The following is a 22,406-nucleotide window of genomic DNA, read 5'->3' as shown; positions in this document are numbered from 1 at the left end:
AGATATTAATTATTCGATTCTGTTCATAACGGAGAAAGATTTTTATAGAGTAGCCTTAATGTTCTTCAAATAAGATAAGAAAAATCAATAAAAAAGACAGACAACTTTTGGTGAGTTGTCTGTCCATTTTTAAAAATTATTTTTTTACATCCTTCGTCCATTCAGCAACTTTATCTGGATTAGCTTCAACCCAATCTTTAGCAGCTTGTTTTGGGTCTTTGCCATCCATAACTTCAAGCATAACGCTCTCTAAGTCTTCTGAAGTCCAATGGAAGTTATCTAGCACAGAATATACATCTGGTTTATCTTCTTTTAACCCTTTACGTACGAATGTGTTAATTGTTTCTTGTCCACCAAAAATTCCTTTTGGATCTTCTAAATATTTAAGGTCATATTTAGCGAATTTCCAGTGAGGAGACCAGCCAGTCACGATGATGTCTTCTTTATTTTTAATTGCTTTAGCAAGAGAAGTTGTCATAGCACCAGATGAAGATGTTATTAGATTCCAATCTGCTAAGTTATCGTATTCATCTAAAGCATTTTCTGTAGCAGCTGTAATTCCAGCACCAGGCTCGATACCCGTAATTGTGTGATCTGCTTGATTTTTTAAATCTTCAATCGAATTAACGTTCATATAGCTTGGCACTACTAGACCTATTTTTGCACCAGCAAGGTTCTCGCCTAGCTCATCAAGATCATTCTTATATTTTTTGTACTGTTCTCCATGAGTATTTGGTAACCAAGCAGCAACCATACCATCTGCATCACCTTTTGAAACAGCCTCCCACATAATTGCATTATCGAGTGGTGTTAAAGTTACATTGTAACCTAAATCCTCTAGCACCTGCCCAACTACATTAGTGGAAGAAATTTCTGTATCCCATTCAACGTAGGCTAGATTGACGTCTTTTGAGTTACCATCGCTCTTACTTGAATCATCCCCACTACATGCAGCTAGCAAAAAGCCAAGCCCTAAAGCCATTCCTAATTTAGTTAAAGTTTTCAGTTTCATTGAATCTTCCTTTCGTATATTAATAACGTAAATCTTAGCTATGAAAATGAAAAACTAAGACTTTACTAATAAATTCCTTGTTTTTCTATACGGCTTTCTTCTTATTAAAACTTTGCGTTAAGCGGTCTATAATAATGGCGAAAATAACAAGACCTAGACCTGCAACGAAGCCATTTCCGACCTGTGTACGTTGTAGTGCAGTTAATACTTCACGTCCTAGACCAGGTGCACCAATCATTGAAGCAGTTACAACCATTGAAAGTGATAGCATAACAGTTTGGTTAATCCCTGCCATTATAGTTGATTTGGCAAGAGGTATTTCAACTTTAAATAGTTTTTGTCTTGAGGTACTACCATATGAATCCGCAGCTTCTACCAATTCTTTTGGTACTTGGCGAATTCCTAGGTTCGTCATTCGTACAGTAGGTGGTAAGGCAAAAATAACGGATGCAAATACGCCAGGTACTATTCCAATACCAAAGAAGGCAACGGCAGGAATCAAGTACACGAAACCAGGCATTGTTTGCATGAAATCGAGTATCGGCTTAATCACATTTTCAGCTACTGTTGACTTGGACATTAGAATGCCAAGCGGAATACCTAAAATGATGGAGATGATACTTGAAAAGAGCACGAGCGTAGTTGTTTCCATAAGATGTGTCCATAAGCCTTGATTATAGATAAATAACAAACCAATTAATGAAAACGTTGCGAGCCCGAATTTTTTGCCGGTAACGAAAAAGGCAAAAATGACAACAAGTAAAATAAGAATAATCGGGGGAATGCTAACTAATAGATCAGTGACCTGATTCATGAGTAGTTTTCCATTTTTTTGAATCAAGTTAAAAAACAGTGAAAAATTACTCGTCAACCAGTCCATAACTGATTCTACCCACGTTCCTACGGGTATAGCTGGGATATTGTCTAAAAAATTATTCATCTGCTACTACCTCCTCATCGCTAGTTGAAAGTGCTTCGATGACAACGCCCCGGATGAGAACACCAAGTAAGCGCTCATTTTTTACAACTGCAATAGGAGTAGGAGAATTATGAATCATGCCTAAAATATCTTGTAAAAGCATATCTGGTGGAACAGTCAAGATTTCAGATTGAACAATTGAATGTACCGTTTGTTCTTGTCTTTTAGCTGCAGCCCGAGCGTCGTCAGCAGTAATAAAGCCTTTCAAATGTCGATTTTTGTCAACGGCCATTAGTAAGCTAACCGTTTCTTCGCGCATTCGTTTAAGTGCCACGGTCGGTCCATCTACATCTATATTGACATATACAGGTCGAACCATTGCATTTTCAGCTGTTAATACTTTAGAACGATCGACGTCTTCTACGAAGGTTTTAACATAATCATTTGCGGGATTTGTTAAAATTTCTTCTCCAGTACCAATTTGAATGATTGAGCCATCTTTCATAATAGCGATACGATCACCAATACGTAATGCTTCATTCAAATCGTGTGTGATAAATAAAATTGTCTTTTTCACTGTACTTTGTAAATCGAGTAACTCATCTTGCATTTCTTTACGAATTAATGGATCGAGTGCAGAAAAGGCCTCATCCATTAGTAATATTTCAGGGTCGTTTGCTAGTGCACGTGCTAATCCAACACGCTGTTGCATACCACCTGATAATTGATTTGGATATTGGTCCTTATAAGCAAGTAAGCCTGCATTTTCGAGAGCCTGCTCTGCTTTGGCTTGTCGTTCTTCTTTAGAGATGCCTCTAATTTCAAGGCCATATTCAGTATTTTGAAGAAGTGTACGATGGGGGAATAAACCGAAGTTTTGAAAGACCATACTCATTTTATTTCTTCTTACATTTCGTAAACTCTCTTTACCCATTTTAGAAATATTTTCTCCGTCGATAAGAATATTTCCGCTTGTAGGCTCGATAAGCCGATTTAAAAGTCGGATAAGTGTTGACTTCCCACTCCCTGATAGTCCCATAATAACGAAGATTTCACCTTCATTTACTGTAAAACTTGCATCGTATACACCAACAGTTGCCCCTGTTTCTTTTAAGATATCAGTCTTGCTTTTTTGTTGCTTGACGAGTTCTAATGCTTGGGGAATATGTTTCCCGAAAACTTTAGAAACATGCTCCACTTTTATTTTTTCCAATAGAACCATTCCTTTCGTAGATCAATATCGCCTTGGCGTAAATGGCTTGCTTCACTTACGCACAGATAATATGCCACTGTACGTGACATATTAGGCTTAGTTCTTCTAGTACAGTAGGCGTTTGGACACCTACTGAATGAAGATAAATACTATTTGAGGATAATGATACCCAAATATGAACAAGTAACAACTTAACCCTAACAAAGAGTTGTTACTTTTGTCAAATCGACAAAATAGAAAAAATCCGCTTAAACGCTGTTATACCAGCGCTTAAGCGGATTTTAATTTGGATATAAAAAGCTCTGAACTCGAGCGAAACTTTCATCATTACCTATAAAGTAAACGATATCTCCTTCTTCCAATGACACATATGGACCAGGTGATAGTAATAATTCATTTTTACGACGAATTCCGACAATCGTGCTAGATGTATTTTGCCAAAAATTCAATTCCTGAACTGTTTGGTTGATACAAGGGCTTTCAGCTGTCATCTCTAATTGATATGGGATAAATGGATTGACGGATCGGAAATGTTCAGTTCGACTAATAAGTTGTTTAGTCTTATCCTGTAGATTTATTAATTCTTGGTGTTGCTTCTGAATGCTAGTCATAAGCTCATGCTGTAGTTCATGGACAGATTGAACATCCTGGAATTGTCGGACAAAAGATGCAGCCTTTTCATAGGAGATGATAATAACTCCACTACCTTTAGTTGCCTCCACAATTTCCAAGTCTTGCAAAACGGCAATTGCTCTTCTGGCAGTTTCCGAAGAGACATTGTATTGGCTAGCTAGAGACGATCTTGCGTAAATTTTATCGCCAATTCTATATTTTCTTTCCACGATTTTTGAGGCTAGGTCGACAGCTATTTGTTGGTATTTTGGCTGCTTCACCTGAACATTTTTTTCAAATTGCATTCTTAACTTCCTTTCGTCATTACAGTTGCCACAGCTTATTATAGACTAGCCTGCACAGAAAAAATAGCACCTCCATAAGCTATTAGTATATGATTACAACGTAATGTAGCAGTTTTTGTTTCTAATTAATTATTTTTAATAGAATAGGAGCTGTAGTTTGACAGTTTTTAGTTATTATTATAAACTAAGTTACGTAATGTAAGTGTTGTGAAAATACAAGTGCTCAGTTAGTATATGAAGCTAACTGTTTAACAATAGAAGGTTGGAGAAAATATGACAATTACTACTAAAGTTTTGGACATAGTGAAAGATAAAATGACGATCGTGAAACAATCTGAATCTGAAAGTATTTGCCTAGTTGGTCCAGTGAAATTACCGGTAAAACAGGGTGAATTTTCTGCGACATTTCAGTGGTATAACTGGTTAAAAGTAGGGACGAATCAATCAAAAGAAGAAATCATTGATGGATTAGCATCTGCAAATTTAGCTTTTTTACAGCAGTCATCAGTGCTTATTTATGGAGATTTTGCACATGCAGAGAATGCTTTAATTCGTATGCATAGCATTTGTCATACAGGTGATATTTTTGGAAGCCAGCGTTGTGATTGTGGCTATCAATTACAGGAATCGATGAAAATGATTGTGGAGCATGGCTGTGGTGCTATTTTCTATTTAGCAGATCATGAAGGTCGTGGTATCGGGCTATTCTCGAAATCGCTCGCTTATTTATTACAAGAAGAGGGGTTAGATACTGTTGAAGCAAACCATGCTCTTGGCTTCCCGGACGATACCCGCTCTTATGAAGATGCCATTACTGTGTTAGCTGCACTGCGCTCAAAGCCAGTTACACTGATTACCAATAATCCGAAGAAGCTTGCCGCGTTACAGGCGCATGGTTTAGCAGCAGAAGGACATGTCCCATTATGGGGAGGATTAACGGAAACAAATCGTTTTTATTTAGATACGAAAGTAGAGAAATCTGGACATTTGCGCGAAGAGAAGTGAATGGAGGAACGATGATGACAACAGATGAAAAATATATGCAGCTAGCACTTGATTTAGCTGCTAGTGCAAAAGGAAATACGAATCCCAATCCATTAGTAGGCGCTGTAATCGTCAAGGATGGTGTAATTGTTGGAACAGGTTTACACAGAAAAGCAGGTGAGCCACATGCAGAGGTGCATGCATTCCGTATGGCTGGAGAACATGCTAAAGGTGCTACACTTTATGTAACTCTTGAGCCATGCTCGCATTATGGAAAAACACCTCCTTGTGCAAATTTAGTGAAGGAATCTGCAGTTAGTCGTGTTGTTGTGGCGATGCAAGATCCTAATCCGGCTGTTGCTGGACGTGGTATTCAACTGTTACGAGATGCGGGCATTGAGGTAGAGGTAGGTGTTTTAGAAGCACAAGCTCGCCGTATAAATGAACGTTTTATTCATAATATGCTAACAAAACGACCATTTATTATTTCGAAATATGCGATGACTTTAGACGGAAAAATAGCTGCTCATACGGGACATTCCAAGTGGGTAACTGGTGAGGCAGCGCGTGAGGATGTTCATCGTATTCGTCATGAAGTGGATGGTATTTTAGTTGGGGTTGGGACTGTTTTAGCTGACAATCCATCCTTAACGACAAGATTAAAAGAAGATTATGGGAAAAATCCAGTACGCATTATTATGGATAGCTCACTTCGTACACCGGTGCATGCTAATGTCCTAAATGTAGAAGAAGCGAAAACAATTATTGTATGTAGTGAAAATGCCAATCCAGAAAAAATAACAGCATTTGAGGAAAAAGGCGTAACTGTATTGCCAGTTCGACATGAATCTGAGGGGCTTGTTGTTGATGATATGCTTGAAAAACTATATCAATATGGCATTACGGATATTTTAGTAGAGGGTGGAAGTACGATAAACGCTTCATTTTTACAGCAAGGTGCTATTAACAAATATGTAATCTACATAGCGCCAAAGATTCTCGGTGGTCGTTTATCTTTAACACCGATTGCTGGTCACAACCCAACTTCTATGGATGAAGCGTGGGATGTAGAATTTGCTTCGTTTGAGCAGGTTGGGCAAGATTTACGTATCATTGCTTATCCCAAGATAGGTGAGGAAAAGTGAATTATCAAGCAGATGTTTGTATTGTAGGGGCTGGGCCAGGTGGAGCACTTCTTTCGCACTTACTAGCGAAAAAAGGTCTTTCTGTAATCCTACTGGAAAAAAACGCAGCACTGGGGCAGGCATTTCGCGGTGAGCATTTAAATGAAGAGGGTGAGGCAGTTTTAAAAAGTCATCAACTTTTTGAAGCGGTCGAGGCACTCGGTTTATTACGTATGAGAAAGCTTGAATATTACACAGAAGGTAGAGTATTTAAAACTATTTTTCCTGATGAAGCTGTAGGACATTTAGGTATTCATGTGCCGCAAGCAAATCTATTAAAGGGAATTTTACAAGAAACACAGCATTTTCCGCACTTTTCGTGTTTCCTAAATACGAAGGTGACGAAGCTCATAGTTGATTCTTTTGGCAGATATATAGGCGTCATTGCAACAAAAAATGGGGAAACAATAGAAATAAATAGCCGGTTAATTATCGGTGCTGACGGTCGTTACTCTACGATTCGTAAGCAAGCGCACATTGAAAGTCAAAAGCATAAGCATGGTTTTGATTTATTATGGGCAAAAATTCCTGCACCTCACGGGTGGGAGCCGTCGATTAAAATGGCTTTAATAGGTGATAAGCAGCTATCATTGTTTACGCAGGTAGGTGGGTTTATTCAAATCGGCTGGAATATTGAACAAGGAAGTTTTCCCCAGCTTAGAAAAAATGCATTTACACCATTTATCCAACAGCTTTCAGAGCAATTTCCGGAACTATCCGATACTGTTAAGGAACATATCCGATCTTGGCAAGATTTTGTATTGCTCGACGTATTCAGTAGTCATTGTGATTGCTGGGGGACAAAGGGGCTTGTGCTATTAGGGGATGCTGTTCACACGATGACACCAACTGGGGCATTTGGTCTCAATAGTGCACTCAAGGATGCAGATTGTCTTGCATCACTATTAAATAAAGATGTGCTTGTTCATTTTAACGTACAAGAGTTTCAACAAATGCGCAAGCAAGCTATTGAGGAAGTATTAGCGACACAAATTGAAAAAGAGCAAACATTTGCGACTAACTTCATCAACAAGGCTTCGTGAAGGGAAGAAAAACAAGATGAAATTTGGCTTTGATATAGATGACACACTCATCGATTTACGAGCACATGCCTTTGGGCTCTATAATAAAAACCTTAGTAAAAATGTTGCACTAGAAACATTTCAAGCTTTGCAAAGAGTTGAAATTCACGAACCTTTTGGATTAACAGATGCTGAAGGATCGGCAATGTGGAATAGTTCATTAGAGGAAATTTATTTTACGGATTGTCCTTCTTTTGAGGGAGCACTCGAGATGCTTCAAGCTTTGGCACAGCAAGGACATGACATTTATTATATTACTTCGCGTCCAAAACAGTATTGTGAGCAAACACAAGCTTGGATGAAGGCACAAGGTTTTCCAATCACAGAAGGTCATTTTTTCTGCGGAATGCAGGATACAGAAAAAGTGGCGATCATCAAAGAGCTAGCTTTAGATGTTTATGTGGATGATAAACCAGCTGTATTAGAAACACTGCAAGATGTGCAGACAAAAGTAATTTTAAAAAATCAATCCTATAATCAACATGTTGAACTGCCACGCTTAAATCATTGGCAGGACTTCTTAGAAATAGTAAATAATTAAAGTAATAAACCCGAATAGAGGGCACTTAAAAAGTGAACCTATTCGGGTTTCTTTGTTTCTATCAATACAATTGCTTTTCGATTTCTAATGCAACGCTTTGAATAGCTTCAATTAATAAAGTTTCATCATAGTCACTATAGCGTACTTCTGGTATAACGAGTGACACGGATGCAATGATTTGGTTGGAAGCGTTTAAAATCGGTGCAGATAAAGAACATGCTCCACGTACACGCTCACTATTGCTTCTCGCAAAGCGCTGACTACGAATCTGCTGTAAATCATCCCACAGCTGCTCTTTTGAAAGTATTGTCTGATCAGTGATACGTTCAAGACTAATATTCTCTACATATTCTTCAACATCTGGCATAAATGCGAGTAATATTTTAGATGATGCACCTGCATAAAGGGGAGAGGTGTCACCTACAAACATTTTCGTTGAAAGCGGGTATGTTGAATCATAGTTTAAAATACATCGTCTTTCCAATCCGTCAATAATATTCATGGAAACACTTTCGCCTATTTCTTCGTTTAGCTTTTTTAAAATAGGGTCTGCGACAATAATAAGACTGGATTCTTCTTTTACTAAATTTCCTAAATAAAGAAGTGAATGACCTAATTGATAGCGCTTAGTACGCTCATCTTTGTGAAGAAAGCCTTCGTACACAAAGGTAGAAACGAAGCGTTGTAAACTGGAAATGCTTATCCCTGTTTTTTTACTTAACTCAGTTAGGGAAAGGCTAGGTTCATCTTTTGAAAAAGCTTTTAACACTTTAATAGCTTTGTGCAGTGATGACATTGTATAGTTTTTTTCGAAAATCTCTTGATTCATCCCGTCACCTACGTAATAAAATTCTCTTCGACATATGCCGGAGGATTTACCTATATTAATACATTTTACCTCTATTATAGCGCAATTTTATTTTTGTAGAGAGGACTTTTGGAATTCGTTCGTATGTTCTCCAAGTATCGGTGGTGCTAATTTAGATTGAATAGGTAAATCAGAGAACTTTATCGGGCTTTTGATGAACTTGATCGTACCATACTGTTCGTGCTCTATTTCACCAATCATGTCGCGTGCAATAAATTGGGGTTGTTCTAGTGCTTCAGCGATGGTGTTCACACGTCCACCTGGAATTTTGTATTGTTGTAATTTGGTAATCCATTCATCCCGTGTTTTTGTCATCGTAATGTTAGTAATCATCTGAACTAGCTCCGCTTCATGTTGCTTGCGCATCGTATTTGTTAAAAAACGCGGATCATTAGCCCATTCTTCACGTTGCAACAGAGTGCAAAACTTTTTAAATTGCCCATCTGTACCGACGCAAATCATTAAGGGGCCATCCTCACAGTGAAATACTTGATATGGCGCAACATTATTATGACGATTCCCTAGACGTTCTGAGATAAAGCCTGTATTTAAATAGGCGCTTGCTACATTTGCTAAACTACTCATCTGAACGTCTAATAATGCTAAGTCGATAAATTGCCCTGTATTTGTTTGGTCACGCATTCGTAAAGCGGTTAAAATACTAATGACTACATAATTAGAGGTTAAAATATCTGCAATAGGGACACCAACTTTTGTCGCTTCTCCTTCAGCTGAGCCAGTAACATGCATTAAACCACTCATCGCTTGAATAACTGGATCGAAGCCTGGTTCATGCGCTAGAGGACCTGTTTGACCGAATCCTGTTACCGCGCAATATATGATTCTAGGATTCACTTTTCTTAATTCCTCATAGCTTAGTCCCATTCGTTCCATGTCACCCGTCTTAAAATTTTCGAGTATGACATCAGCGTCTTTTACAAGTTCTTTAAATTTTTCTCTGTCTTCTAGTGTCTTTAAATCTAATGTAATCGATTTTTTATTGCGATTGGCACATAAATAATACGTACTTTGACCATTTACAAATGGCCCCCAATCACGCATACTATCAGAGCCATTTGGATGTTCTATGCGAATTACTTCTGCTCCTAAATCGGCCAACATCATGGAGCCAGCAGGGGCAGCATAGACGCGAGATAAATCCAACACTCGAATATTTTCAAGAGGTTGCATTGTTCGTCCTCCTAACACTTCATTTATAAACTGGCTTACGTTTTTCTACTACTGCGTTTACACCCTCTTTAAAATCATCTAGCTCTGTGACAATCGCCATTTGTGAAGAAATGTAATCAAGGGCAGTACGCAAATCCATCCGTTGACTTTGATAAACAGCACGCTTTATGAATTGTAATGTCGTAGTTGGACGACTTGCTAATTCCTTAGCATAATTCAATGTGTATTCATCAAGCTCTTGGTCTTCTACAACAAATGTCACAACACCTTTGTCTTTCGCTTCATCAGCAGTTAATACACGAGCTGTCCAGAACATGTCTAATGCTTGGTCGATGCCGATTAATTTCGGTAAATAATAAGCGCCACCGTCGCCCGGCACGATCGCAACGTTAATATAGCTTTCTGAGATCTTTGTAGATTTTGCAGCAATCCGAATATCGCACATTAAGGCCATATCAAGTCCTGCACCCATCGCAAACCCATGTACCTGTGCAATAACGGGCTTATCAATTTCTTCAAGGAGAAGGGGGATACGCTGAATCTTTTTCCAAAGCGAATTTTTGCGTGCTAAACCTGTTGAAGAGATATCGTCCTCGCTTTGGAAAAATCCTTCACCGGCTTGCATCGCTTTAATATCCCCACCAGCGCAAAATGATTTTCCATTCCCTTTTACGATAACGACACGAATATCCTCTGAATCACGGACATTTTCAAGAGCTTCAATCCATTTAGAGATCATCTCTTCACTAAAAGCATTGTACGCTTCAGGTCTATTTAATGTAATTGTGGCAACATGGTCTTGCACCTCAAAAAGTAAATCAGTCATTGATAACACTCCTTATCATGTCATTAGTTTTTTAAAATTCATTACAACCTTGTATAATTAACGTCTTTAACCTTCTACTTTAAGAAGCGGTGAGCTTGCGCTGAACGAAGTTAAATATCCCCATAGGCTATCTCCGCTTTTTTCCAATAGTTGTGTTGCGACAAAATGAGTCCAATAAGAGGTGCTGGCTCCTTCATCGCGCCATGACCAAAGTCTTCGTGTAAATTGATGCAAACTATGCTCGTGTGTTGTACCAATTGCAGCGTGTACTTGATGCGCAATTGTTGTCACTGCTTGAATAATTTCTTCAAAACGAATGCAAGCGTAAGCAACCTCACTATTTTGACTGTTCATCTGAAGGGCTTCTGTAACATTATTAAATGCTGCAAGAGCAATCGCCGTTTCACCTGCTAAATTTACAATATGCTGTTGAACGAGCTGGAAGCGATGAATCGGTCGACCGAATTGCTCACGTTCTTTCGTATATTGAATAGTTAAGTCATTTATTTTATCGATCGCACCGGTCATCAGTGCTAATTGGAACGCAGAATTAAGTGTTGTTATAGTGTGTATCTTATCAGTGGGTAACACAGCAGATATTTGTGAAGCAGTAGCATCATGGAATATCACGGTATCCCGCGGCTCGCTTGCTAAATTCGTACCTAGCTTAATTTCAGCTTGGCTTAAATCTATTTCTACAAGATGCGTGCCCTCCGTGCTATGAGCAAGTGTTACTAGGTGTTTTGTATGACGTGCCCAAGGGACTTGAATCGCTTCTCCCGTTAATTTACCATTCTCTAACGTAAAGGCTTGATTAGGGCATAGTATATACGTAGCTAAATCCTCAATTACTTGTAACTGCGTAAACTGCAATAAGTAATTTGCAAATGTTGTTTCTATAAATGGAATAGGTGCAGCGTATTTTCCAGTTAAACGAACAATATTTAATAAATCCTCTATGTCGCCACCAGCACCGCCATTTTCTTCTGAAATAGCAACAGCAGTCATTCCATTTTCTTTAAACAGTTCCCATAGTTCAGGTGCCCAATTACCTTGTTCCACTGTATCGACTAAATCTTTATCAACTTTTTCTTTTAACATACGCTCTACAACATCAACAATCATGTCTCTCATTTCACTCATTGTGCTATAACCCCTTTCGCTACAACGCCATACAGTACTTCTGAAGTTCCTCCACGAATAGTAAAACCTGGTGCATGTAAAATGGATTCAGCCATAAAGCGGTCGATTTTACGATGCGCGTCAAGTGTTGGATAAGTCTGTACGATTAAGCGTGTGATTTCAGGAATACTTTGCTCAAATTTCGTACCGAGAGCCTTCACAAGTGCTGCAGGAATAGATACATCATCACCTTTACAGGATTCTAGAAGTTGAGCTACACCAATTGATAAATTACGTAAACCCCAAAGACGAGCTACTATTTTAGACGCTTGCTGTAACCCTCCTAAATTGTTTTGGCGCTTTAACTCTTGAATAAGCTCATCGATTAATGGGAAGGTACTCAATATGCGCTCTGGGCCACTGCGCTCAAACGCAAGCTCTGCTAATCCTTGAGTCCAGCCATTACCGATCTCTCCAACAACCATATTGTCAGGTACAAAAACATTGTCAAAGAACACTTCGTTGTAATGATGTTCACCAGTTAAAAATTTGATAGGAACAACAGTTATACCTTCTGCATGTAAATCGACAATCAACTGACTGAGCCCGGCATGTTTACTTTTTCCATCAAATGGACTTGTGCGCACTAAAGTAACCATATAATGGCAAAGGTGTGCGTTACTCGTCCATATTTTCTGACCGTTGACAATCCATCCACCATCTACTTTTTCAGCACGTGTGCTGACCGAAGCGAGGTCAGAACCACTATTCGGCTCACTCAAACCTATGCCGAAGAAGCATTCACCTTTTACGATTTTTGGTAAGAAATAGTCACGCTGCTCTTCTGTTCCATAACGTAAAAGAAGGGGCCCTGTTTGGCGATCAGCAAACCAATGTGCAGCAACTGGGGCACCAACGGCTAAAAATTCCTCTGTTAAAATGTATCGATCGATAGTACTTCTCTCGTGGCCGCCATATTTTTTAGGCCAAGTTAAACCAATCCAACCTTTTTGACCGATTAATTTAGAGAATTCAGGATCATCTCCACTGAGCCAAGAATCACATTTAGGCGTGAAGGTTCCTTTTGCTAATTCATCCTGTAAAAACGTTCGAACATCTAAGCGAAATTGCTCTTGCTCTTGTGTAAACTGCACAGTTGGTAAATGAAACAATTTGATTCACTCCTTAAATTTTACCGTAATGTGGTAATTATTATCGTATATGTGTATTTTATGATTACTAACATGTGTAGTCAATTACTTTTTGGAATTATTAGAAAATTTAACGAGTGAAGTGAAGAAGTTTTAACGCTTATCACCAAAACGTGGGATGATTTCCGTTCCGACTGGGCGCTTTGTTGTTGCTGTCGCTTCGCTTTCGCACAGAGCAGAGCTTCCTGGGGGCGTCCGATGAGCCGCTTCACTCGCGATGCTCGCTGCAGGGTCTCGGGCCAACAGATGTTTTTTGCGCGAAAGCGTAGTGCTAACGAAGTGGCAGCAGCACCGATGTTGGTCACGAAGGTGTTATCACAGGATGTGATGCTTTTAGCCTTCGTTCCTCTATCGCTGATCCCCAAGGAGTCGCCCAGTCTCCACTCCAATCCACTTATAAAATGGCATACATTTTAACAAATATCATCCCAGGCTTTTTATGCACGGAAATAAAATTGATTAAAAAATGGAAAATTGCAGAATAAACATGTTACTATGTAGAAAATTCTGTTTTTGGAGGTGTGGGGTATGCAATTGGCTATCGAAACTTCCCAAAAAATAATGCAAGTTTTATCACCACAATTAGTACAGCATTTGGAAATACTGCAATATACAACGAATGAGCTAGAACAGTATATTTATGATAAGGCTAACGAAAACCCACTGTTAGCAGTCACTGATGCTAAGGTGAAAATGCATTATGAGGAAATTATGCAATTAGCAAGCTATTCCGATAAAAGTTATTCCGCGCAACATTATGCGCCTCAACATCATTCATTTAATCCAATTGAGATGAAGTTTGCTGTAAAAGAAAGCTATGAGCAGTTCTTACTGGAACAAGTACCTATGCATAAAAATCTATCTTCTATAGATTTGAAAATTTTAACGTTTTTAATTCAATCCTTAGATGAACGTCTATTTATAGATGTTGATTTAGAAGTTGTCGCTACTATATGTAAAACGGATGTTATGCATGTAGAGGCATTATTGGACTTACTTCAAACTTTCGAGCCAGTAGGAGTAGGGGCACGTAATTATCAGGAGTATTTACTCATTCAAGTAGACAGTGATGCGCTTGCTCCAAAATTGGCCTCTCGATTTATCGAAACGGATTTAGAGCTAGTAGCAGCACAAGCTATTAAACAGTTAAGTAAAAAGTATAAAACGTCTCTACATGAAGTGCAGAAAACGATCCGCTATATAAAAAATTTAAACCCAGTGATGATGGGAGATCAATTCGAAGCGATTCCATATGTTATGCCAGAAATCGAAGTAGAGAGATTAAGAGAGGAATGGCTGATTAAATTAAATCGTGGATATTTACCAGTCGTTACTATCGATAAACAGTATGTTGAAATGCTAAAAAATGATCCGAATTGTAAAACATATTTCAAAGATACAATGAGAGATGCTCTTTTATTATTACAAGGAATTGAGCAACGTGATAAAACATTGTATGAGTTAGCTAGATTGCTAGTGGAATTGCAAGCAGATTTTTTCCGTAAGGGTATGGAGGCATTGAAGCCAATGCAGTTAAAAGATGTAGCGGATAAATTAAGTCTACATGTATCAACAATTAGTAGAGCCGTGCGTGGAAAATATATAAAAACCCCTCAGGGTGTGTATGCTTTACAATCGTTATTTACAAAAGGAGTAATGAATATTTCTGGAAAAATGGATTCGATTATGTATATTAAAAAGCGGCTCAAACAGTTGATTGAGGGAGAGGATAAACAAAAGCCTTTAACTGATCAACAGATTACAAATACTTTGAGTGCTGAAGGTATCCAAATATCCAGACGAACAGTAGCGAAGTACAGGGAAGAGATGAATATTATGAGTTCCTTTAATCGAATGTATGGATAGGATAGATGATGTAAAAGAATAGTCATTGATGTATTTTTGCATCAAAACTTGAAAATCGCATATTAAAAGATTTGTAGATTTTCCTAACTAAGTAAATTTAAAGCTCATCAGCATAGCGTGAGGTTGATTTCCGTTCCGGCTGGGCGCTTTGTTGTTGTTGCTGTCGCACAGAGCAAAGTTCCTGGGGGCGTCCGATGAGCCGCTTCGCTGCGCTGCAGGGTCTCGGGCCAACACGATGTTGGTCACGAAGGCGTTATCACAGGACGTGATGCTTTTAGCCTTCGTTCCTCTATCGCTGATCCCAGAGGAGTCGCCCAGCCTCCACTCCAATCAACATATACATGGCATATGTTTTGACTTCATTCTAGCGGGTGTCCAAACATCCTTATCCCTGAATTTTTGTGATAAGACAATTTTCGGCAACAATAATCGATGTAAATAAAAATATTTTGAAATTTTTGATAATTAGATAGGTTTGGCATCAGAATTGCTCATTAAACTGTAGACATTCAAGTAGAGAAAAGGGGCTAGTAAATGTCTACATAAAACACAAAGGGGTGGTTTAATGGGAACTTTGCAAAAATCACTGAAAACACGACATATTACAATGATTTCCATTGGTGGGGTTATTGGTACAGGGCTTTTCGTTGGGACAGGAAAAAATATTTTAAGTACCGGTCCTGCAGCGGTGGTTTCATATGCAATTGCGTGCTTACTCATAGTGCTGATCATGCAAATGGTTGGGGAAATGGCAGCTGGAGAAATTGTATTAGGAAAGAAATCAGGAGGTTCTGCAGAGTTAGGTTCATTTGCTTCGTATGCAGGTAAGTATATTGGCCCATGGGCAGGGTTTACAGTAGGCTGGCTTTATTGGGCAAGCTGGGTATTTATTGTGGGGTTAGAAGCAGCACTCATAGGGGGAATGCTGCATAATTGGTTTCCGATGATACCAACATGGCTTGGAAGCGTAGGCATAACGTTATTGATGACAATCGTTAATATTTATTCAGTAAAATCATTTGGTGAATTTGAATATTGGCTTTCCTTCGTTAAAGTTACGGCTATCGTTGTATTTTTAATTGTTGGTATAGCCATGATTTTAGGGATTTGGCCAAATTCTGAACCGAAGGGATTGGGCATTTTAACAGAGTTTGGTGGATTTGCTCCAAATGGCATTGTCCCAATTTTTACGGCAATTGTCTTTGTTATATTCTCGATATGTGGTGCTGAGGTTGCAGCCATCGCGGCAGCAGAGTCAGAAAATCCAGCAAAAAATATTGTCCGTGCTATCCGCAACGTTGTCTTTCGATTAGGTTTATTTTTTGTAGGATCAGTAGCTATTATGGTTTTACTTATACCTTGGAATGATACAAAAATGTTGGCAGCGCCGTATGCAAATATTTTAACAATGGCAGGGCTTCCAATTGCTGCTCAACTTATTCAAATAGTCATTTTCATTTCATTAATTTCTGTTTTAAATTCCGCTCTTTATACAAGCTCACGAATGTTACTAGAAATGTCGCGTCAAGGCGATGCACCAAAAATATTCTCACAAATTAAAAATCATCGAGGTGTGCCTGTCCCAGCTGTTATTGGTAGTACGGTGGTTGCATATATTTGTGCGATGTTATACTTCATTTCACCTGAAGTTATTTTCTACTTTTTGGGGAATTGCGTTGGAGGATTAATGATTGCAGTTTATATTTTCATTGCTATTTCACAAATTCGTTTCCGACGTCATTATGACAAAGTTGCAGATGAGGTATTATCGATTAGAATGTGGCTATTTCCATATCTATCGTATGTCACAATTGGTATTTTAACACTCGTTTACTTCTGCCAAGCACTCATCGAATCTTTACGTTCACAATTTTATTTAAGTACATTAGTACTAATTGGCTCAATTGTGTTGTTCATGATCATGCGAAAGCTGTCGACAAGACCTGCGGAGCAAATAGAGGAAAAGCTAGCCTCGGAGTAGAATTCTATAAAATGCAAAAAATTCGCGATATTCCTGCGAGATATCAAGCCGCGAAAGAATTTAAAGGATGCTTTAAGTTCTTTCGCGACGTATAGATGCCCCGTAGAAAGAGCGAATTTTTTTGTTATTTTATTGGATAAGGTGTGGGTTTGTAAATCGGTAAAAATGGTTAACTGATACACCTATTAATTGATAAAGATTTAAAGTTCGAGAGGGAGTGATCTAGATGTCGATAACTCAACTACATAAAGATGAGCATTTTTTTATTGTAAAAAATGATGAGGTAATGATTAAAAGTGATATCCAAATAGAGCTTCTTGAAAAAATAATAAAAAACTATAGTAAAGGGACGGAAAGCTTTGAGGTAGATGGTTATTTTGTTCATGTATTAGAGACTTCGCAAAGTAGCTTATTTTATGTCAAACCATTCATGCAGTATAGCTATATAGATTTTATGAACCCGTTGTCCATTAAAGTATTAAACTCCATATCTGATGGCGTTACAGTATGTGATAGCGATGGCAAAATTTTATTTCAAAATGATATTGATATTGAAATTGTTGGCATTGATTTAATGGGGAGATATGCAAAAGACGTAATCGCTGAAGGATTAATGAGTGATTCCATTTCGATGAAAGTAATTGAATCAAAAGAAAAAGTTACGATTTTGCAGACGTTTATTAATGGAAAATGCTTTTTAGTTTCTGGTAAGCCAATATTTGATGAATACGGTGAATTACAATACGTAGTAGCAATTACACGTGATATGACACAATTAAAACTGTTAGAGAAAGAAGTAAAAAAATTAGAAGTTCAAAATGAAAATTTTAAAAATAAGCTACATGCCCTACATAATAAAGAAACAACAAAAAGTAGTTTAATCGCAGTCTCTTCAGAAATGATGCAGGTTGTAAAGCGGGTTATGAGAGTTGCAGAGGTAGACTCAACTGTATTAATTGGTGGCGAATCGGGCGTTGGTAAAGAAGAGATTACAAAGCTTATTCATGCAAATAGCCGACGTTACGATAAGCAAATCTTAACAATAAACTGTAGTGCAATCCCTGAGAATTTATTAGAGTCTGAGCTTTTTGGCTATGAGGCAGGAGCATTTACGGGTGCAGCAAGAGGTGGTAAGGCAGGATTATTTGAGATTGCGTCTGGCGGTACAGTGTTTTTAGATGAAATTGGAGAGATGCCCTTACTACTACAGGCGAAATTATTACGTGTCCTCCAAGAATCTGAGGTTCAGCGTTTAGGGAGTGGAAAGCCTATTCCAATTGATGTACGCATAATCGCTGCGACAAATCGAAATTTAGCGGAAATGGTAAGGCAAGGTCATTTTCGTGAGGATTTATATTATCGTTTAAATATTATCCCGATTGAAATTCCTCCTTTAAGATTTCGTCGTCAAGATATTATCCCGCTAGTCTACCACTTTTTAGCTGTTGTTGAAGAAAAATATGGTATCCATCGAACAATAGAGTCATCTGCAATGAAAATATTAGAGTGTTATGATTGGCCAGGAAATGTACGACAACTTAAAAATATGGTGGAGCGTATTTGCTTGCTAGCAACGCAGCCAGAAATAACAGCATATATTGTGCAACAAGAGTTAGATAGTAACCCCATTATTATACGTGATGTAGAAAATCCTGTAGAAATACAAAACAACGAGGAACAAGTAGTAAGCCCGAAGTTTAGCGGTACGTTAAAGGAGCAAGTAGTGGCGTTTGAAAAGAAGATTATTAAGGAAGCTCTATCTAAATTTCCGAGTATCCGACAGGCTGCTAAATCACTAGGCTGTGATCAGTCAACGTTAGTACGTAAAATACAAAAATTCCAATTAACGAAACAAATTTCATATAAGGACTAGTGATGTATTTTTGCATCATAACTTCATTTGTGCAAAAAAAGCTGTAATATTGCAATACTCACTAATTCATACAAGGAAAATGATGAAATACATCATTAATATGTTTATAGATTTAGAAGAAAAGGGGCATTTTCAAAAAAGAAAACGTCTCTTTTTCATTTGTTGCAGTTGTTGTGAAGCGTTTTGATTTTTTCACTCATCACCAAAAGATAGGAATGATTTTGTTGAAATGTATGCAAAATATATAAGTTGATTGGAGCGGCTCATCGGACGCCCCCGGGAAGCTTTGCTCTGTGCGAAAGCGAAGCGTCAGCAACAACAACAAAGCGCCCAATCGGAACGGAAATCAACCCCACGTTATTTAATAAGGCAATATTTTTCGTTAAAAGAGATTTTTTCATCAGTTGGCATGAGAATTGCTATTAAAAAAGTGTATGAAATTTAAACGAAAAGAGGTTGGCATTTATGACAATTCAACTAAAAGAAGAGTTAAAAACGTTAGATCAAAAACATTTTCTACATCCAACAACGTCGATCGAGCAACAGCAAACACAAGGTCCAGCAGCCATCTTTATAGAGGGCAATGGTATTTACTTAAAAGATATAGAAGGAAATATATACATTGATGGCATGTCGTCTTTATGGAATGTAAATATCGGGCATGGCCGTAAAGAAATTGCAGAAGTAGCGAAGGAGCAAATCTCTACATTAGCATTTAGTTCCTGCTTCGCATCATTTAGCAATGAACCAGCTATCCGTTTAGCGACGAAAATCGCATCTTTAACTCCGGGAGACTTAAATACTGTATTTTTCACTTCAGGTGGCTCAGAGTCGAACGATACAGCGATTAAATTAGCACGTCATTACTGGTTACTTAAAGGGCAGCCAGAGCGTCAAAAAATTATTTCTCGTACACATTCATACCATGGTGTAGCTATGGGGGCTACAAGTGCGACAGGCTTACAAGCATTCCGTGACTTTACCAATTCACATGCCCCTGATTTCCATTATGTATACAGTGAATCGGTACGTAATTTACGTGAAACGATTGAAACATTAGGCCCTGAGACTGTTGCGGCATTTATTTCTGAGCCTGTACAAGGAGCAGGTGGAGTTAATATTCCACAAAAAGATTATTTTAAAGAAGTGCGAAAAATTTGTGATGAGTACGGTATTTTATTCATTGCGGATGAAGTTATTACAGGGTTTGGTCGTACGGGAAAATTCTTTGGTATGGAACATTACGGGGTAGTGCCGGATATGATGTCTTTCGCTAAAGGAGTATCAAGTGGGTATGTTCAACTTGGTGGTGTGGCGATATCCGAAACCATTCATCAAGATTTATGTGAGCTTTCTAAAGGGACATTAATGCACGGATATACTTACAGTGGTCATGCACTCGCTTGCCAAGTTGGATTGAAAAATATAGAAATCCTTGAGCAAGAAAATCTCGTTGAAAATGCTGCAAACATGGGGGATGCCATGTTAGAAGGATTCCGAGCATTGCAAGAAAAATATAGCTTTATCGGTCGTGTGCGTACACTTGGATTACTTGGAGCCATTGAATTAGTGAAGAGCCGTGAGACGGGTGAATTGTTTGAGACTGCTCTTAGTCCGACTTTTGTTCAAGAAACGATGAAACGAGGATTGATTCTACGTACGGTCACGTATGATCAAGATACAGTTGTTTTTTCTCCACCTCTCATTCTATCAAAAGTAGAGCTAGATGAAATGTTACGTATTTTAGACGAAACATTTGAGCATATACGTAAAACAATTGTTAAAAAAAATATTTAACTTCTTTCAGAAAATATTTTGGTAGCGAAAGCAAAGCGTCAGCTACAAATGCTGAAAGAAGTTAAAAAGCCTCCGGCGGATGTCACGGAATCGGAAAGGAGTTCTAGAGGATGTTAGCCTAAAATCATTGCATCCTTGCGATAACGGCTAACTGACCTGCATCGGTAAAAACGCCACTTCCTGTGGCATTACCGAAATGACCGACATCGTGTCGGCCCTCGTGCAGGCCTAAGCACAAAGCCGATTCCGGACGTAATTATACCGAGGCATAATTGATATAGGTGTAAACGATCATGATTTGAAGGAGGAGTTTTATGACAACGATCGTTAGAGAAATACGAGAGCAATTTAACCCAGCGAAACCATCACAATGTATTGGCCAAGTTGAGCTTTTGACGATAGATGAAACGAAAGAAGTTATCGTTGCAACTCAGGAAGCATTTGAAGGGTGGAAAAATACGTCCTCGGTTATACGTGGAGAAATTTTACGTGTGACAGCAGACTTGCTTGAGAAAAATATTGATAAACTAGCTGAAATAGCTTCCAGTGAAATGGGTAAAACGAAAAATGAAATGCTTGGTGAAGTGAAACGTGGTGCTTCCATTTTACGTTATTTTGCACAAGAAGGAATGCGAGCAAAAGGAGAAGTATTACCTTCTGCCAATGAAGCGAAATTATTGTACACAATGCGAGTACCACTTGGTGTCGTTGCTGCCATAACGCCTTGGAATTTTCCTGTCGCTATTCCACTATGGAAAATTGCACCTGCATTAGTGTATGGCAATACAGTTGTGTGGAAGCCATCTATTGAAAGCGCTTTAACTGGTAAAATGATTGGTGAATTATTCCAACAAGCAGGCCTGCCGGAAAATGTATTAAATGTCGTACAAGGTCGAGGTTCAAAGGTAGGGCAAGTATTATTGGAGTCACCTGAAGTAAAGGCGATTACATTTACAGGTTCGAATGGTGTGGGTCAAAGTATTTTAGATACTGCTGGATCTACGAATAAAAAAATTCAGCTCGAGCTTGGAGGCAAAAATGCAGCGATCATTTTGGCTGATGCCAATATAAATCAAGCTGCAAAATTAACAATTGAAGGTGCGATGAAGCAAACGGGACAGCGTTGTACAGCAACTAGTCGAGTTTACATCGAGGAAACAGTTTATGATAAGGTATTAGAGCAATTAATCGAGGAAGCTAAAAAAATTGAAGTTGGTGTCACGATGGGGCCAGTGTCATCCAAAGGGCAATATGATTCTATTTTATCCGCTATCGAAAAAGCAAAAGATGAGGGTGCGGAGCTTGTATTTGGCGGAAATCCTACAAAAGGTATGTTAGAAGGATACTATATTGATCCAACCATCTTTACGAATGTAACCCACGAGATGTCGATTGCTCATGAAGAGATTTTTGGACCAGTTTTAGCGGTCATCAAAGTAAAAGATTATGAAGAAGCGGTTCGATTATCGAATGATTCTAATTTTGGATTGAGTGCTTCTATTTATACAAATAATATTCCGAAAGCATTTGATTTTATTAACCGTAGTGAAGTTGGACTTGTACAGGTAAACGATGAAACGGGTGGAGCGGAGCCCCAAGCGCCGTTTGGAGGGGTGAAAAACTCAAGTACTGGTGCCCGTGAGCAGGGGCAGGCGGCGAAAGAGTTCTTTACAACGTTTAAAACAATTACGATTGGCACAAAAAGTGAGTAAAAAGTTTATCATGAAAGAAATTTAAAATAGAAGACAAAAAAATAAATGTCACATATGCCTCGGTGTTGTGGCCCAGATTTTTCTTGAATTGTACGCAATAATTTAAA

The 22,406-nt window shown here is 38.4% G+C and carries 18 protein-coding genes; 9 read left to right on the top strand and 9 right to left on the bottom strand.

The genetic code is table 11. The features are described from left to right. Nucleotides 1-136 precede the first annotated feature (136 nt). The 4 genes from ACQKN4_RS07020 to ACQKN4_RS07005 form a co-directional block, all read right to left on the bottom strand. A complete protein-coding gene (locus ACQKN4_RS07020) occupies nucleotides 137-1,012 on the bottom strand; it encodes a glycine betaine ABC transporter substrate-binding protein (RefSeq protein WP_427483007.1) in 876 nt (291 codons plus the stop codon). A gap of 85 nt (nucleotides 1,013-1,097) precedes the next feature. After that, complete coding sequence (locus tag ACQKN4_RS07015; protein ID WP_079560803.1) at nucleotides 1,098-1,952, bottom strand: ABC transporter permease; 855 nt, start codon at nucleotides 1,950-1,952, stop codon at nucleotides 1,098-1,100. Then, the gene (locus ACQKN4_RS07010) at nucleotides 1,945-3,144 is read right to left on the bottom strand and encodes a quaternary amine ABC transporter ATP-binding protein (RefSeq protein ID WP_079560804.1); all 1,200 of its coding nucleotides are present in this window, start codon (nucleotides 3,142-3,144) and stop codon (nucleotides 1,945-1,947) included. The genes ACQKN4_RS07015 and ACQKN4_RS07010 overlap by 8 nt, the downstream gene beginning before the upstream one ends. Nucleotides 3,145-3,425: 281 nt before the next feature. After that, the gene (locus ACQKN4_RS07005; RefSeq protein ID WP_079560805.1) at nucleotides 3,426-4,061 is read right to left on the bottom strand and encodes a TrkA C-terminal domain-containing protein; all 636 of its coding nucleotides are present in this window, start codon (nucleotides 4,059-4,061) and stop codon (nucleotides 3,426-3,428) included. Between the two features lie 273 nt (nucleotides 4,062-4,334). Between ACQKN4_RS07005 and ACQKN4_RS07000 the strand changes: the two genes are divergently transcribed. Genes ACQKN4_RS07000 through ACQKN4_RS06985 form a run of 4 tightly spaced genes read left to right on the top strand, consistent with a single transcriptional unit; the run spans nucleotide 4,335 to nucleotide 7,852 of the window. Beyond that, nucleotides 4,335-5,066, top strand: coding sequence for a GTP cyclohydrolase II (locus tag ACQKN4_RS07000; protein WP_079560806.1), 732 nt, complete (start codon nucleotides 4,335-4,337; stop codon nucleotides 5,064-5,066). A gap of 11 nt (nucleotides 5,067-5,077) precedes the next feature. After that, complete coding sequence (ribD, locus tag ACQKN4_RS06995) at nucleotides 5,078-6,190, top strand: bifunctional diaminohydroxyphosphoribosylaminopyrimidine deaminase/5-amino-6-(5-phosphoribosylamino)uracil reductase RibD (protein WP_079560807.1); 1,113 nt, start codon at nucleotides 5,078-5,080, stop codon at nucleotides 6,188-6,190. Next, nucleotides 6,187-7,272: an FAD-dependent monooxygenase gene (locus tag ACQKN4_RS06990; protein WP_427483003.1), complete on the top strand. Its 1,086-nt coding sequence runs from the start codon at nucleotides 6,187-6,189 to the stop codon at nucleotides 7,270-7,272. Before ribD ends, ACQKN4_RS06990 begins: the two co-directional genes overlap by 4 nt. A 16-nt stretch (nucleotides 7,273-7,288) precedes the next feature. Further along, complete coding sequence (locus tag ACQKN4_RS06985) at nucleotides 7,289-7,852, top strand: 5' nucleotidase, NT5C type (protein WP_079560809.1); 564 nt, start codon at nucleotides 7,289-7,291, stop codon at nucleotides 7,850-7,852. A gap of 61 nt (nucleotides 7,853-7,913) precedes the next feature. Here ACQKN4_RS06985 and ACQKN4_RS06980 read toward each other — a convergent pair whose 3' ends face one another. From ACQKN4_RS06980 to ACQKN4_RS06960, 5 genes are all read right to left on the bottom strand, one after another. Further along, on the bottom strand, nucleotides 7,914-8,681 hold the full coding sequence (locus tag ACQKN4_RS06980) for an IclR family transcriptional regulator (protein ID WP_079560810.1): 768 nt from the start codon (nucleotides 8,679-8,681) through the stop codon (nucleotides 7,914-7,916). An 87-nt stretch (nucleotides 8,682-8,768) separates the two neighbouring features. After that, nucleotides 8,769-9,911 (bottom strand): CaiB/BaiF CoA transferase family protein, encoded by a 1,143-nt coding sequence (locus ACQKN4_RS06975; RefSeq protein ID WP_427483000.1) that lies wholly within the window; start codon nucleotides 9,909-9,911, stop codon nucleotides 8,769-8,771. 19 nt (nucleotides 9,912-9,930) lie between these two features. Beyond that, complete coding sequence (locus ACQKN4_RS06970) at nucleotides 9,931-10,737, bottom strand: enoyl-CoA hydratase/isomerase family protein (RefSeq protein WP_079560812.1); 807 nt, start codon at nucleotides 10,735-10,737, stop codon at nucleotides 9,931-9,933. Nucleotides 10,738-10,803: 66 nt separating this feature from the next. Further along, nucleotides 10,804-11,880: an acyl-CoA dehydrogenase family protein gene (locus ACQKN4_RS06965; protein ID WP_427482998.1), complete on the bottom strand. Its 1,077-nt coding sequence runs from the start codon at nucleotides 11,878-11,880 to the stop codon at nucleotides 10,804-10,806. Further along, nucleotides 11,877-13,037 carry an acyl-CoA dehydrogenase family protein gene (locus ACQKN4_RS06960; RefSeq protein WP_427483024.1) on the bottom strand — a complete coding sequence of 387 codons (1,161 nt, stop codon included), beginning with the start codon at nucleotides 13,035-13,037 and terminating at the stop codon, nucleotides 11,877-11,879. Before ACQKN4_RS06960 ends, ACQKN4_RS06965 begins: the two co-directional genes overlap by 4 nt. A 561-nt stretch (nucleotides 13,038-13,598) precedes the next feature. On the opposite strand from ACQKN4_RS06960, the gene rpoN reads away from it, so the two are divergent. The 5 genes from rpoN to ACQKN4_RS06935 all read left to right on the top strand — a co-directional run bounded on the left by rpoN (nucleotide 13,599) and on the right by ACQKN4_RS06935 (nucleotide 22,299). After that, complete coding sequence (gene rpoN, locus ACQKN4_RS06955) at nucleotides 13,599-14,936, top strand: RNA polymerase factor sigma-54 (RefSeq protein WP_427482997.1); 1,338 nt, start codon at nucleotides 13,599-13,601, stop codon at nucleotides 14,934-14,936. A gap of 565 nt (nucleotides 14,937-15,501) precedes the next feature. Then, on the top strand, nucleotides 15,502-16,917 hold the full coding sequence (locus ACQKN4_RS06950) for an amino acid permease (RefSeq protein ID WP_427482995.1): 1,416 nt from the start codon (nucleotides 15,502-15,504) through the stop codon (nucleotides 16,915-16,917). A gap of 226 nt (nucleotides 16,918-17,143) precedes the next feature. Further along, on the top strand, nucleotides 17,144-18,790 hold the full coding sequence (locus ACQKN4_RS06945) for a sigma-54 interaction domain-containing protein (protein WP_427482993.1): 1,647 nt from the start codon (nucleotides 17,144-17,146) through the stop codon (nucleotides 18,788-18,790). A 465-nt stretch (nucleotides 18,791-19,255) separates the two neighbouring features. After that, on the top strand, nucleotides 19,256-20,587 hold the full coding sequence (locus ACQKN4_RS06940) for an aspartate aminotransferase family protein (RefSeq protein WP_427482991.1): 1,332 nt from the start codon (nucleotides 19,256-19,258) through the stop codon (nucleotides 20,585-20,587). A gap of 314 nt (nucleotides 20,588-20,901) precedes the next feature. Beyond that, nucleotides 20,902-22,299, top strand: coding sequence for an aldehyde dehydrogenase family protein (locus ACQKN4_RS06935; protein ID WP_079560820.1), 1,398 nt, complete (start codon nucleotides 20,902-20,904; stop codon nucleotides 22,297-22,299). Nucleotides 22,300-22,406 lie beyond the last annotated feature (107 nt).

The organism is Lysinibacillus sp. NPDC093692, assembly GCF_050280125.1.
Lineage (GTDB): Bacteria > Bacillota > Bacilli > Bacillales_A > Planococcaceae > Lysinibacillus.
The sequence above is the reverse complement of the archived record's forward strand: the minus strand, read 5'-3'. Positions and strand labels throughout refer to the sequence as shown.

What these genes read in the sequence shown, in the direction of transcription:
- ACQKN4_RS07020 (WP_427483007.1), bottom strand. Translation starts at nt 1,012, where the DNA reads ATGAAACTGAAAACTTTAACTAAATTAGGAATGGCTTTAGGGCTTGGC.
- ACQKN4_RS07015 (WP_079560803.1), bottom strand. Translation starts at nt 1,952, where the DNA reads ATGAATAATTTTTTAGACAATATCCCAGCTATACCCGTAGGAACGTGG.
- ACQKN4_RS07005 (WP_079560805.1), bottom strand. Translation starts at nt 4,061, where the DNA reads ATGCAATTTGAAAAAAATGTTCAGGTGAAGCAGCCAAAATACCAACAA.
- ACQKN4_RS07000 (WP_079560806.1), top strand. Translation starts at nt 4,335, where the DNA reads ATGACAATTACTACTAAAGTTTTGGACATAGTGAAAGATAAAATGACG.
- ribD (WP_079560807.1), top strand. Translation starts at nt 5,078, where the DNA reads ATGATGACAACAGATGAAAAATATATGCAGCTAGCACTTGATTTAGCT.
- ACQKN4_RS06985 (WP_079560809.1), top strand. Translation starts at nt 7,289, where the DNA reads ATGAAATTTGGCTTTGATATAGATGACACACTCATCGATTTACGAGCA.
- ACQKN4_RS06980 (WP_079560810.1), bottom strand. Translation starts at nt 8,681, where the DNA reads ATGAATCAAGAGATTTTCGAAAAAAACTATACAATGTCATCACTGCAC.
- ACQKN4_RS06975 (WP_427483000.1), bottom strand. Translation starts at nt 9,911, where the DNA reads ATGCAACCTCTTGAAAATATTCGAGTGTTGGATTTATCTCGCGTCTAT.
- ACQKN4_RS06970 (WP_079560812.1), bottom strand. Translation starts at nt 10,737, where the DNA reads ATGACTGATTTACTTTTTGAGGTGCAAGACCATGTTGCCACAATTACA.
- ACQKN4_RS06965 (WP_427482998.1), bottom strand. Translation starts at nt 11,880, where the DNA reads ATGAGTGAAATGAGAGACATGATTGTTGATGTTGTAGAGCGTATGTTA.
- rpoN (WP_427482997.1), top strand. Translation starts at nt 13,599, where the DNA reads ATGCAATTGGCTATCGAAACTTCCCAAAAAATAATGCAAGTTTTATCA.
- ACQKN4_RS06950 (WP_427482995.1), top strand. Translation starts at nt 15,502, where the DNA reads ATGGGAACTTTGCAAAAATCACTGAAAACACGACATATTACAATGATT.
- ACQKN4_RS06945 (WP_427482993.1), top strand. Translation starts at nt 17,144, where the DNA reads ATGTCGATAACTCAACTACATAAAGATGAGCATTTTTTTATTGTAAAA.
- ACQKN4_RS06940 (WP_427482991.1), top strand. Translation starts at nt 19,256, where the DNA reads ATGACAATTCAACTAAAAGAAGAGTTAAAAACGTTAGATCAAAAACAT.
- ACQKN4_RS06935 (WP_079560820.1), top strand. Translation starts at nt 20,902, where the DNA reads ATGACAACGATCGTTAGAGAAATACGAGAGCAATTTAACCCAGCGAAA.